Annotated in this window: 5 protein-coding genes; 3 read left to right on the plus strand and 2 right to left on the minus strand. The window is 63.0% G+C overall.

The features are described 5' to 3' along the window. Positions 1-62 precede the first annotated feature (62 nt). Positions 63-2,993 carry a valine--tRNA ligase gene (locus tag XpruCFBP8353_RS07725; RefSeq protein WP_101362708.1) on the plus strand — a complete coding sequence of 977 codons (2,931 nt, stop codon included), beginning with the start codon at positions 63-65 and terminating at the stop codon, positions 2,991-2,993. Positions 2,994-3,440: 447 nt separating this feature from the next. Here XpruCFBP8353_RS07725 and XpruCFBP8353_RS07730 read toward each other — a convergent pair whose 3' ends face one another. Continuing rightward, on the minus strand, positions 3,441-6,320 hold the full coding sequence (locus XpruCFBP8353_RS07730; RefSeq protein WP_101362709.1) for a TonB-dependent receptor: 2,880 nt from the start codon (positions 6,318-6,320) through the stop codon (positions 3,441-3,443). 214 nt (positions 6,321-6,534) lie between these two features. Between XpruCFBP8353_RS07730 and XpruCFBP8353_RS07735 the strand changes: the two genes are divergently transcribed. Both XpruCFBP8353_RS07735 and XpruCFBP8353_RS07745 read left to right on the plus strand, forming a co-directional pair. Further along, positions 6,535-8,508: a transglycosylase SLT domain-containing protein gene (locus tag XpruCFBP8353_RS07735; protein WP_101362710.1), complete on the plus strand. Its 1,974-nt coding sequence runs from the start codon at positions 6,535-6,537 to the stop codon at positions 8,506-8,508. 527 nt (positions 8,509-9,035) lie between these two features. Beyond that, positions 9,036-10,310, plus strand: coding sequence for a multifunctional CCA addition/repair protein (locus XpruCFBP8353_RS07745; protein ID WP_101362712.1), 1,275 nt, complete (start codon positions 9,036-9,038; stop codon positions 10,308-10,310). A gap of 255 nt (positions 10,311-10,565) precedes the next feature. Here XpruCFBP8353_RS07745 and XpruCFBP8353_RS07750 read toward each other — a convergent pair whose 3' ends face one another. Beyond that, positions 10,566-13,130, minus strand: a complete 2,565-nt coding sequence (locus tag XpruCFBP8353_RS07750) for a TonB-dependent receptor (protein ID WP_101363075.1) — start codon at positions 13,128-13,130, stop codon at positions 10,566-10,568. Positions 13,131-13,157 lie beyond the last annotated feature (27 nt).

Below are 13,157 nucleotides of genomic sequence, written 5' to 3' on the forward strand. Positions count from 1 at the left end.
GTCACCAATCAGCACTCCCCGCTTGACCCATTCCCTATTCCCGACTCTCCATTCCCTGCCTTATGACCACCCTCGCTTCCAGCTACGACCCCTCTTCCTTCGAATCGCGCCTGTATGCGCAGTGGGAGGCGGCCGGTTATTTCGTGCCGTCCGGCAAGGGTGAGCCGTACACCGTGGTGCTGCCGCCACCGAACGTGACCGGCACGCTGCACATGGGCCATGCGTTTCAGCAGACGCTGATGGATGCGCTGGTGCGCTATCACCGCATGCGCGGTTTCGACACGCTGTGGCAGGTGGGCACCGACCATGCCGGCATCGCCACCGAAATGGTGGTGTCGCGCAATCTGGCGCTGGAAGGCAAGGGCGAAACGCGCGATTCGCTGGGGCGCGAGGGCTTTATCGCCAAGGTGTGGGAATGGAAGGCCGAGTCCGGCGACACCATCGAGCGCCAGATGCGCCGCCTGGGCACCTCCAGCGACTGGTCGCGCAGCACCTTCACCATGGACCCGCAGCCGTCGGCCGCGGTCAACGAAGCCTTCGTGCGCTGGTACGAGCAGGGCCTGATCTATCGCGGCCAGCGGCTGGTCAACTGGGACCCGGCACTGAAGACCGCGATCTCCGATCTGGAAGTGGAAAACGTCGAAGAAGACGGCTTCCTGTGGTCGATCCGCTACCCGCTGGCCGATGGCGTGACCTACGAACACATCGAGCACGATGCCGACGGCAACGAGACGCTGCGCGAGACCCGCGACTACCTGGTGGTGGCCACCACGCGCCCGGAAACCATGCTCGGCGATACCGCGGTGATGGTGCACCCGGAAGATGCGCGTTACCTCACGCTGCATAACGCCAGCATCGTGCTGCCACTGACTGGCCGGCACGTGCCGGTGATCACCGACGATTACGTGGACCGCGCCTTCGGCACCGGCGTGGTCAAGGTCACGCCTGCGCATGATTTCAACGATTATCAGGTGGGTGTGCGGCACGACTTGCCGCTGATCAATATCCTGACCAAAGACGCCAGAATCGTCAGCAACTCAGCTGCCGACTGGCATATGAACCAAACTACATCGAACCCCAGCGAGAACAAAAATCGCGTCTTTGACGTAGTCGATATGGCAAGCGACATAGGTATCCCAGAGAAATACTGGGGATTGGATCGCTACGACGCACGCAAGCTCGTCTTGGCCGATTTAGAGGACGAAGGTCGATTGGTGGAAACCAAGCCGCACAAACTGCAGGTGCCGCGCGGCGATCGTACCGGCCAGGTGATCGAGCCCTACCTCACCGACCAGTGGTTCGTGAAGATGGACGCGCTGGCCAAGCGTGGTCTTGCGCTGGTGGAAAGCGGCCAGATCAAGTTCGTGCCGCCGAACTGGATCAACACCTATCGCCACTGGATGGAAAACATCCAGGATTGGTGCATCAGCCGTCAGTTGTGGTGGGGGCATCGCATTCCGGCGTGGTTCGACGAGGCAGGCAAGTGCTATGTCGGCCACGACGAAGCCGAGGTGCGTGCCAAGCACGGCCTGGATGCCGGGGTCGCGTTGCATCAGGACAGCGACGTGCTGGAAACCTGGTTCTCCTCGCAGCTGTGGCCGTTCTCCACGCTGGGCTGGCCGGATGCGCACGCGATGGCCGAGCGCGGCTTCGAGCGTTATCTGCCATCGTCGGTGCTGGTTACCGGCTTCGACATCATCTTCTTCTGGGTGGCGCGCATGATCATGGCCACCGACAGCTTCACCGGCCAGGTGCCGTTCCGCGATGTCTACATCACCGGCCTGATCCGCGATGCGCAGGGTCAGAAGATGTCCAAGTCCAAGGGCAACGTGCTCGATCCGCTGGACATCATCGACGGCATCAGCATCGAGGACCTGGTGGCCAAGCGCACCAATGGCTTGATGCAGCCGCGCATGGCCGAGAAGATCGAAAAAGCCACGCGCAGGGAATTCCCGGACGGCATCATCGCCCACGGTGCCGACGCGCTGCGCTTCACCATCGCCGCGCTCGCCACCCATGGCCGCGACATCAAGTTCGATCTGGGCCGCGCCGAGGGCTACAAGAATTTCTGCAACAAGCTGTGGAATGCCACGCGCTTCGTGCTGATGAACACCGAAGGCGCGCGCTTTGCCGGCGTGCCGCAACCGCGCACCGAAGCGGAGAAGTGGATTCTGGCGCGCCTGGACAAGGTCACCGCGGAAACGCATGCGCATTACGCCAACTATCGCTTCGACCTGCTCGCGCAATCGTTGTACGAATTCGCCTGGAACGCGTTCTGCGACTGGTTCGTGGAGCTGGCCAAGCCTGCGCTCAACAATCAGGACGCCGACGCGGCCGCCAGCACCCGCCACACGCTGCTGTATGTGTTGGAGTCGTTGCTGCGCCTGCTGCATCCGCTCACCCCGTTCGTCACCGAAGAGTTGTGGCAGCAAGTTGCACCGCGCCTGGGTATCACCACCGCGACGATTTCGCTGCAGAGCTTCCCGCAGGTTGGCGATGTCGATACCAGTGGCTATGCCACCGCCGAAGCCGATGTCGAATGGCTGAAGTCGATGGTGTCGGCGCTGCGCCGCGTGCGCAGCGAATTGAACGTGCCGCCCTCCAAGCAGGTGCGCTTGCTGTTGCAGGCTGGCACCGCTGACGACCGCCCGCGCGTTGCCCGCTTCGCCTCGCAGTTGTCGTTCCTGCTGAAGCTGGAAACCATCGACTGGCTCGACGCTGGCCAGGCCACACCGCCGTCGGCCGCCGCCATCGTCGGCGAACTCACGTTGCTGGTGCCGTTGGAAGGCCTGGTCGACATGGATGCCGAACGCACTCGCCTGGACAAGGAAATCAAGCGCGTGGAAGGCGAGATCGGCAAGTGCAACGGCAAACTCGGCAGCGCCACGTTCGTGCAGAACGCACCGGCCGCCGTGGTCGAACAGGAGCGTGCGCGCTTGAACGACTGGACCATGCAACTGACCGGCTTGCGCGAGCAGCGCGCGAAGATCTGAGATCCTCGATCAACTGCTAGCGTGTCGAGGGTGCGGTGCCCTCGCCGCTCGCAGGACACGCCCTGCACCCATCGCTGAGGGCTCGTTGGCGGCATCCATGCCGCCAACGGTCCCGCAATCGGCGAGCATGCCGCACCAGACAGTTAGTCGGTGGCGTTCTTAAAAGCCATGAGCTTGCTTGGCTTGAATTGGCAAACGCACGGGACACGCAGGTCCGCCAGCATGTCTGTCATGCCTTGATTCCGGACATGCACACCGACCAGCTCGACGAGTCCTTGCCCGCTCACCGGCGCAGGCGCCTTGGCGGCATGGATGCCGCCAAGGCGCCTGCAGGGACGTCCTTGCGGCGTGTCCCGCGATGGTGGGCGGTAACGCGCATGCAGTGAAGTAACACGTCACTCCTTTCCCGATGCCCTCAGCCCACCGCACCAGCCATGCGCTGTCGAACTAGAACTTCAAATCCACACGCGCATACCAGAACCGTCCACCGGGGATATCGTAGGTGGATGCGTCGTAGCCATTGAGGGAGCACGACAGGCAGATCGGCGGATCTTTGTCGAACACGTTGTTCAAGCCGGCGGTGAGTTGCAGGCCCTTGAGCCAATCGACGCGATAGCCCACCTGTGCATCGTGATAGGTAATCGCATCCAGCCGGTTGGTTCCCACCGACGGATCAGAGCACACCGCGAACTCCACGGCGTCGCCACATTGCTCGGTGAGTTTTGAGATGTGCCGCGCGGTCCACGATGCCGTCCAGTTGCCCAGCGACCAACCCAGTACCGCGTTGCTGGTCCACTCCGGAATTGCGCTGTCGACCACCTCGATACCCGGCCCTTGCGGCTGCCGTTGCGCTGCCGCACCCAGCGCCTGGTAACGCCCCACCAAGGTGTTCTGCCACGACAGTTTGAAACGCCCGAATGCGGTTTCCGGCAGGGTCCAGAACAGATCCACGTCCCAGCCATCGGTCTTGATCGAGCCCAGATTGGTCAGCCGATTGTTGAAGGCGTTGATGCCGCCGGTCGATGCCCGCCCGATGCCATTGCAGTACAAGCTATCCAATGTATCCACGCACAGATCCAGCTGCGTCTGCGCATTGATCGCCTGGATGGCACCGTCCACATGATGGCGATAGAACGTCACCTCCAGATCGAGGCGGTCGGACCAACTTGCATTGCTCGCAAAGCCGGGGCTGAAGACCAAGCCCGCACTGAAACTGCGCGAACGCTCCGGGTCCAGTTGCCCGTTACCACCGGTGGTAACCGAGATCTGCTGATTGGCTTGCTGATAGCCGGCAGGCACCCCGAGCGCCGCACAGTTGGCGGCACTGCCACGCGGCGCGGTGCCGCCCAGACCGATCGAACACGGGTCCGACAACTGCAGATCCGCACGTGCCGCCGAACCGAACAACTCGCCGATGGTGGGCGCACGGAATCCTTCTGCATAACTGGTGCGCAACACCAACTCATCGGTGACCTGCCAACGCAGACCGTACTTGGGCGTGAACTCGCCGCCGAATGTCGAATAGTCCGAATAGCGCCCGGCGATATTCAGATCGAGTTTGTCGCCCAATGCAGAATTGGCGAAGATCGGGATATTGAGTTCGAGATAGGCTTCGTTGACGTCGTAGCTGCCCGAGGTGGGCAACGATGGCACGCCGTTGTAACGCCCCGCCACGGTGAGCGGATCGGGTTGATAAGAGCCTTCGTACTTGCGGTATTCGTAGCCGCTGGCGAATGACACCGCACCGCCTGGCAACTGAAACAACTCGCTGCTGAGGTTGGCGGTGAACAGGCTCAATTCATTCTGGCTACGGTCGTGCACCACCGGCTGGATCCAGCGCACCATCTCTGGCGTGATGCTGCCGGCGCCGCTGAAGATATCCAGCGGCACGCAGCCGGCCACTGCCGCGCAGGCCGCCGGGTCGCCTAGCGCCAGGTTGATGTTGTAGAGGTTATAACTGCCGTAGTTGGTCTGTTCGGCTTTGTTCTTGCTGTACATGCCGTTGACGTCCCAGAACCAGGTCCGCCCTGCACCTTCGAATGTCCCGACCAAACCGGTGCCGAAATACTGCGTGTCGACCTGTTGCTCGTAACGCCGCGGCCCACCTTCCACCGGCCGCCGACCGATCTGGATCAGGTTGGTGGCCGAGTTCAGATCGAACCCGAACGGATTGAACGGATTGCGTGCAGAAATCACGATGTTGTCGGCCAGCGGATTGCCGGTGCCGGCATCAGGCCCGAGGAAGATCGGTTCCGGTGCGGCCTGATTGGTCGATTCACGCCGGTTACCCAGCGCCTTGACGTACCACTGCACGTCGTCGTTGAAGTAGTAGCGGAACTGCGCGAACACGCCCTTGCGCTCGGATGGTGTCAGCAACAGATTCTGCTCGGCGAAGTTGTAGCGGTCTGCGGTGCCGAAGCAGTGATAGTCGTCGCTGCGTGTACAACCACCGCTGCCGTCGTATTGCGGTGCGCCCACGCCGGCATTGGGCGTCAGGTTTTGCCGCACGCCAGTATTGGGATCGACGAACTGGAAGCGGCCATCCGGTGTTGCCGAGCTGGCGAAGGTTAGCCCGGTGCCAGGAATCGGAAAGCGGGCCTGCGCGCGATCGCGCGCATAGATCGGATCCTGTTTGACGTAGCTTGCACCAAGAAACAGGCTGAAATTCTCGCCACTTTTGCCCCAGGCCAGATCCATGCCCTGGTTGGCGCCATCACCCTTGCCGTATTGCCCGTAGTTGAGCGTGACCTGCGCACCGTCGAAGCTGCGACGGGTAATGATGTTGACCACACCGGCAATCGCATCCGAGCCGTACAGCGACGAGGCGCCGTCTTCAAGCACCTCGATGCGCTCGACGATCGCCAGCGGAATGGTGTTGAGATCGGTGGACGAACCCACGCCGGAGGCCGAGGATTCATTGACCCAACGGATGCCATCCACCAACACCAGCACGCGCTTGGAACCGAGATGACGCAGATCCACCTGCGCCGAGCCCGCGCCCACACCGCTGCCATCGGGCGGAAAGCCGAAGTTGCCGGAAGAATTGAATTTGGCATTGAGCGCCGAACCGGACGCGGTGAGCTCCTGCAGCACTTCGCCGATCGACGTCAGTCCGGTGCGCTCGATGTCGGCGCGGTTGAGCGTCTGGATCGGTACCTGACCCTGCAACTCGGCGGTTTTGATGCGCGTGCCGGTGACCTGCACGCTGTCGAGCGTGCGCGTGCTCGGTGCGGCCTCGGGCTGCTGCGCACAGGCAAATGTGGGAATCAGACACAACGACAACTGCACGGCCAGGCATGACCGATGGGGGCCAATCAGACGCTTCATCCTTTCTCTCTCCAGAAGGATTTTTTGAGTGTCCGCACGCCCCCGTGCCCTGCGGTCCTCCCCAATTCTTAAACGAAACATTAACGCACCGCAACTGGCAGTGCAGCAGCGTGCGTGCGTGACGCGCCGTGCATGTCAGCAGGTGCGGCGTTTGCATCAGGTCCGCGATGCATATTCACTCAGGCGCTCAGGCGTGCTTCGGTATTATCGCGGCATGACTTATGCCCCCCGCCTTGCCACTGTTTTCATCGGCCTGCTGTGCCTTGGCAGCACTGCGCTGCATGCGCAAACGCTCGACCCGCAACTGACTGCCATGCGCGATGCCATCGCGGCCGCAGAACGCGGCCAGACCGATACCGGTCAGCTCGCTGCATTGAGCCGCCATCCTCTGTATGGATGGCTGGAATTTGCTGCGCTCAAGCGCAACATCGACACCGTCTCCAATGCGCAGGCACAGGGGTTTCTGCAGCGCTATGCCGGCCAACCGGTGGCCGAAAGCTTCCGCAGCACCTGGTTGCCGGCAGTGGCGCGTCGGCAGGACTGGAACACGCTGCTGGCCAACTGGAAGTCCACTGACAACCTCGGCCTGCGCTGTGCACAGCTGACCGCGCGCCTTGCCACCGGCAAGGCCGATGCGCAGTGGAGCCGCGATGCGCTGACGGTGTGGCGCAACGGCAAGGCGCTGCCCGATGCCTGCGATGCAGTGGTTGCCGGGCTGGAATCGCGTGGAGAACTCACTCCCGCGCTACGCTGGGAGCGCGTGGAAGCTGCCGCCGATGCGCAGCTGCCTGCGGTCATGCGCACGGCTGCACGCGGACTGCCCGCCGCCGATCTGGCACTGGCCACCGATTACGCTGCATTTCTCGACAAGGTGCACCCGCGTGCACTGAGCTGGCCGAAGACCGAACGCAGCCGCCGCATCGCGGTCGATGGGCTGGCCAAGCTGGCCAAGAGCGATCCGGATGCTGCCGAACAGCAGTTGCCGCAGCTCGCCACCGCGCTCGGTTTCAGCGAGGCGCAGCGCGGGCAGGTGCTGTATCAGATCGCGTTGTGGACCGTCGCCTCGTATTTGCCGGATTCGGCACGCCGGCTCAACGCCGTGCCAGATGCGTCCTACGACGAGCGCCTGCACGAATGGCGCGCACGCGAGGCGATGTCGCGCGGCGACTGGCCGGCAGCGTTGGCTGCGATTCGCAAGATGCCGGCAAGCCAGCGCAGCGATTCGCGTTGGCAGTATTTCGAAGCACGCCTCGCCGAAAAGACCGGCGCTGCCTCAGCCGCACAGCCGCTGTACCGCGCCGCCGCGCAATCGCCGACCTTCCACGGCTTCCTGGCCGCCGACCGCCTGCAGCAGCCTTACAGGCTGTGCCCGTGGGAGCCAAACGACAGCCCGCAGGCGAAAGCGGCCGTTGCGCGCGATCCAGCCTTGATCCGCGCGATCGCCTTGTTCCAGATCGACCGCCCCGGCTGGGCCGTGGCCGAATGGAACGATGCCGCCACCCGCTTCGACGACACCCAGCGCCGTCTGGCAGTGGAAGTGGCCAGCGACAACGGCTGGTTCGACCGCGCGGTGTTCGCGCTCGGCAAGCAGCCGGACGAACAACGCCTGTACGCATTGCGCTTTCCACTCCATCACGACGACACCATTCGCCGCGAAGCGGCCAAGAACGCAATCGACCCGGCCTGGGTCGCCGGAGAAATTCGTGCCGAAAGCATCTTCAACCCGCGCGCGCGCTCACCGGCCAACGCCATGGGCCTGATGCAGGTGTTGCCGGGTACCGGCGCGGCCGTCGCCAAGGGCATCGCCTTGCCCGGCTATGCCGGCGCCACCAGCCTGTACGACCCGGACACCAACATCGCCATCGGCACGGCGTATCTGCGCCAGTTGCTCAACACCTATGGGCTGCCCTACCTCACCATCGCCGCCTACAACGCAGGTCCCGGTCCCACCGGGCGCTGGCAGTCGCAGCGGCCGAATTTCGAGCCGGACTTCTGGATCGAGACCATCAGCTACAAGGAAACCCGCGAATATGTCGCGCGCGTGCTGGCCTTCAGCGTGATCTACGACTGGCGCCTCAACGGCGACATGCTGCCGCTCAGTGACCGACTGATGGGCAAGCTGGTAGACAAGCGCCTCAAACCGGTGTGTACACCGGGCCAGGCTGCGAATAACGCGGCGCAGGATTGAGCCAAGCCAGGCGACGTGCTCGGCCGCTGGATCTGGTCGAAGGCGCGTTGCCCTTCCCGCTCACGGGACACGCCCTCAGCCCATCCCTGTGGACGCATGGCGCATCCATGTCGCCAACGGTCCGGCAATCGGCAAGGACACCGCACCAGACAGCTGACTCGTGCCCTGTTGAAGAACGCGCACACAGCGTCGCGGGTTTGCTTTCTGCTTTGCTGAAAACTGCGCACCGACCAACTCAACCGGTGCTTGCCCGCTTACCGTCGCGGGACCGTTGACGGCAGGGATGCCGCTCCGGAGCCCACAAGGACGTGCTTGCGACGTGTCCCGCGATGCTGGGCGGGCAACGGCCCTGCAGCCGACACGCAGACCTGCTGCTGTACAGCCGATTCATCCACACCCCCAACCACCGCGACACGAGCAAGATGCTCCACTGCCATGGCTTGGCCATCCCCAAGCCCGGCAAAACATCCGACAGCTATAGCTGAGGATTACTGCGACCAGCGCACTGCATCGGGCATCATGTGCTGATGAAGATCTATCTTGTTGGCGGCGCAGTCCGCGATGCATTGCTTGGTCAGCCGGCTGGCGACCGCGACTGGGTGGTGGTCGGTGCCGACCAGGCGCAGATGCAAGCGCAGGGCTTCAAACCGGTCGGCAAGGATTTCCCGGTGTTTCTGCACCCGCGCAGCGGCGAGGAATACGCGCTGGCGCGTACCGAGCGCAAGTCCGGCCGCGGGTATCGCGGGTTTGTGGTGGATGCCGATCCGTCGGTGACGCTGGAAGAGGATCTGCTGCGCCGCGATTTCACCATCAACGCGATCGCGCGCGATGAGGACACAGGGGAGTTGTTCGACCCGTACAACGGTGCGCGCGATCTGCATGCGCGCGTGCTGCGGCATGTTGGTCCGGCGTTTGTCGAAGATCCTGTGCGCGTGTTGCGTGCAGCGCGCTTCATGGCACGGCTTGCGCCGCTGGGCTTCACCATCGCGCCGGAAACTGCGGCGCTCATGCGGGAAATGGCTGCCAGCGGCGAATTGGATAGTCTGGTGCCAGAGCGCGTCTGGCAGGAGCTGCGGCGCGCATTGACCTGCGCACACCCCTCGGCGTTTCTGCGCACGCTGCACGACACCGATGCACTGCGCGTCATCCTGCCGGAAATCGATGCGTTGTACGGCGTGCCCCAGCGCGCCGAATTCCATCCGGAAGTGGATACCGGCATCCATCAGGAGATGGTCAGCGATATGGCCGCGCGGCTGGCACCGGGCGATGCGCTGATCGGCTTTGCCGCGTTGACCCACGACCTGGGCAAGGCACTCACGCCGCCAGAGCAATGGCCGCGCCACGTCATGCACGAACAACGCGGCGTCGCGCCATTGCAGGCGCTGTGCGAGCGGCTCAAGGTGCCGCAGGACTATCGGCAACTTGCCGTCACCGCCTGTCGCGAGCACCTCAACATTCACCGCCTGGCGGAACTGCGCAACCGCACGGTGCACGAGCTGCTGGTGCGCTGCGATGCATTCCGTCGACCGGAGCGCATTGCGCAACTGGCATTGGTGTGCGAGGCCGACAAGCGCGGCAGGCTGGGCAGCGAAGAGGCTGCCTATCCACAAGGCGAAGAACTGAAGCGGCTACATGCCGCCGCCCTGGCGATCAACGCACGCGACCTGGCAGCCGACGGTCTGCAAGGCCCGCAAATCGGCGAGGCATTGACCAAGGCGCGCATCGCGGCGATTGCCGACGCACGTAACCCCAACAAGCACAACGATGGCAGCAGCAGCGACGATGCTTCTGCACGTTCCTGATCGGCATCTTTACGCGTAACGCGTTATCGATGCGCCTCAGGGACACGTGTGCGCCGCTGGTGTGCGGCATTGCGGTTGCACACCTTCTCGACCGCCCTCTCGATCAAGCAAGCGCCCACGCGGCGTCGTGCCGTGCTGCCAAGCTTGGACGACCCGACCTTGACGGACACCCGAAGGTGCCGACTCCAGGCGTTCTCGTCCGCCACCCCACTACTTGGCAACGAGCGGCTGCATCGCGCAGCCGCTCGGCATCCCTCACATCTTGAAATTCAGGCTCAGCATGAAGGAGCGGCCGTTCTTGTAGATGTAGTACGGCTGGTTCTTGTTGCCGATGTAGCTGAAGTAGGTTTCGTCCAGCAGGTTGGTGGCTTCCAGCGCCACGCGTAGCCGCTCGGTGGCCTGATAGCCGAACGAGGCATCGACCTGGGTGAAGGCATCGGTCATCTGCTGGCCATTGAGCCGACCGATCTGGGTGAAGTATTCCGAACGCCAGCCCAGATTGACGCGCGCACTCCACTTGCCCTGCTCGTAGTACGGGCTGATGTTGTACGCATTGCGCGAGTTGTACGGCAGGCTGTAGTCGCCATCGGTGTTGGAATCGGAATAGGTGTAGTTGGCCACCACGCCGAAGCCATTGCCGAAATTGTGCTGCAGATTGAGCGCGACACCGCGCACCTTGGCATCGCCGGCATTGGTGGGCACCGATGTCTGATACGTGCTCGCCCCGCCAGTAGCGTTGTTGAAGAAGACGCGATCCTGCACGGTGGTCAGGATGTAGTTGGAAATGTCGCGCGAGAAGAATTCACCACTGAGCAAGCTGCTGTCGGAGAAATACCACTCCAGCGATGCGCCGAGGTTGGTCGACTCGTACGGGCTCAGACCCGGGTTACCCGTCGACGCGGTCAGCGTGGTGTCGTCGGTTGCCACATATGGGGTCATGTTGGTGTAGCGCGGCCGCGCGATCACCTTGGACGCAGCAAAGCGCAGCATCAGGTCGTCGCGCAGGTCGTAGGCAATGTTGAACGAAGGCAGCCATTTGCCGTAGCTGCTAAGGTAATTGACCGGCGTATAGCCGCCGCCCGGCGCATAGCTATAGCCATCGGTGGAATCGCGCGAATGCACATAGCGCACACCGATGTTGCCGCGATAACGCTCGCCGGAGAAGTTGCCCTGCAGGAACCACGCACGGTTTTGCTCTTCGATGCTGTAGTTGGCGGCATAGCTGATGGGCAACCCGTCATCGCCTTCCAATCCGTTGATATACCGACTGATCGCACCGCTGTTGATGGTCGACCAGCGTTGCATGTCGGCGCTGGTCGATAGCCCATCCAGATAGCCGGACGGCGTGGTGCCCGGCGAGAATGCCGCGAGCGTACTGCCATCGTTCGGGGCCCAGGTGCGGCTGTACGACGACTGCCCGGTGGCATGATTGGTGAGCTTGATGCCGGTGAGGATCTGCGTAAATGGACCCCACTCCACCGCATGATCGAAATCCAGCTGCAGATAGCGCTCTTTGTCGTACTGCGGGCTGTGGCTGGCCGAGGCATTGTTGAGTTGCATCGCTGCCGCATTGGTGGGGTCGGTGCTGTAGTCCATCGCGGTACGACGCCCGTCGATGTTGTAGCTGTACCCGGCAAGATTGCGGAACTGGATGCCGTAGATGCGCTCGGCACCGCCTTGCGAGCTGGTGTAGCCCACCTGGCTCGACGCATTCCAGCCATCGCCGTGCCAGTCGGCACGCAAATGGATGCTCCCGGTGGTGACATCGCTGTTGCGCAGGTAGCCGTCCAGATAGGTATTGGACTGGTCGCCGAAGGTGCCCGAAGTGGCCACGCCGTTTTCGAAGCCCAATGCCTGTGCGTCGCCGGGATTGGAGCCCCAATAGCCGTAACGGCTCTGGTTGTAATTGTCGAAACTCTCCTTGACGTACAGACCGGTCAGGTTGAGCTCGAAATCGCTATCGGGTTTCCATTGCAGCGCTGCGCTGACGCCATCGCGCTTGCGCGTCTGCTGAAACAACGCGGTGTTGATCGAAGTGGGAAACACACCGGTGTTGTTGCCCACCACTGCAGGTGGAAACGCTGCGCCCGCGACATTGTCGTAGCCAAAGATTTCCACGCCATCGCGGCGCAGCACCCGCTGGGAATGCATCACCGAGGTGAGCACGCCCAAGGTTTCGTCCCGGTTCTTCCAGCTATACAGCGCCGATGCGTTGGGCTTGCCTTCTTCAGACCGGTCGTTATAGCCGTAGCTCACCGTGCCAGTCAGCGCATTGCGCTCCAGATCCAGCGGTTTGCGCGTATGCACGATCACCGTGCCGCCGATGGACCCTTCGTCGATGCGCGCTTCCGGCGTCTTGTAGACCTCCATCAGCCCCACCACTTCCGGCGCCAGTGTGCTGTAGTTGAACGAGCGGCTGTCCGGGTCGTTGGGGTCGCCGCCCCAACTGGTGGAGGCAATGGTCTGGCCATTGAGCAGCACGCGGTTGAGCGCCGGGTCGGTGCCGAGAATGCTGACCTTCTCCCCTTCGCCGAACTGGCGGTCGACGGTGATGCCCGAGAGCCGCGACAGCGACTCGGCGACGTTGGTGTCGGGAAATTTGCCGATGTCTTCAGCGCTGATCGCATCGACGATCGCATCGGCATTGCGCTTGACGTTGAGCGCCTTGCCCAGGCTGGCCTGATAGCCCACCACCTTGATTTCGTCCAGCGTGGACACCGAGGGACTGGCCGGCGCCTGTTCCTGCACAGATGCGGGTGCGGATTGCTGTTGTGAGGGCGCTGGTACGGGCGGTTGCTGTGCAGACGCCGGCAGCGCCATCGCGCCACCAACCCCTACGCCACCGAT

This window comes from Xanthomonas prunicola, from assembly GCF_002846205.1.
GTDB lineage: Bacteria > Pseudomonadota > Gammaproteobacteria > Xanthomonadales > Xanthomonadaceae > Xanthomonas > Xanthomonas prunicola.